The sequence below is a fragment of the Wenyingzhuangia sp. 2_MG-2023 genome, from assembly GCF_030548295.1.
Classification (GTDB): Bacteria; Bacteroidota; Bacteroidia; order Flavobacteriales; family Flavobacteriaceae; genus Wenyingzhuangia.
Window position 1 is genome coordinate 1 of the sequence record NZ_JAUOSB010000071.1, and the last position, 510, is coordinate 510.

1 protein-coding gene is annotated in these 510 nt (G+C 33.3%); it reads right to left on the reverse strand.

Annotated elements, in window-relative coordinates:
• Positions 1-510: sulfatase-like hydrolase/transferase (locus Q4548_RS16715; protein ID WP_303457176.1), on the reverse strand; the 510-nt coding region annotated here is incomplete at both ends.

The following is a 510-nucleotide window of genomic DNA, read 5'->3' on the forward strand; positions in this document are numbered from 1 at the left end:
GCTTCACAATCTTTTAATTTGTAATCTACAATGTCTGCACAAGTTGCCATAAAATCTGTAGTACAAATTGTTGCTTCAGAAATACTGTTAGCTTTGATTTTGTTAGGCCATTTTACAATAAACGGCACTCTATGTCCTCCTTCTAAATAACTTCCTTTGTATCCACTATAAATATAACTAGGATTATGTCCCTTGGCTTTTAACACCCCAAAATTAGCATTGGCTGCACAGCCATTATCACTGGTAAAAATGACAATTGTATTGTCTTCTTCTCCACTTTCTTTTACTGCTTTGAATATTTCTCCCATTAAATCATCTATCATCAACACAAAGTCTGCATAAGGATTTATATTACTTTTTCCTTTCCAAGGCTCAATAGGCAAAATAGGATTGTGTGGTGCTGGTAAAGGCATATAAACAAAAAAAGGCTGGTCATCTTTTGCCTTTTCTTTGATATAAGAAACTGTTTTATCTACAAAAACTGGCAATACTTCTTCATGAACAAAATCA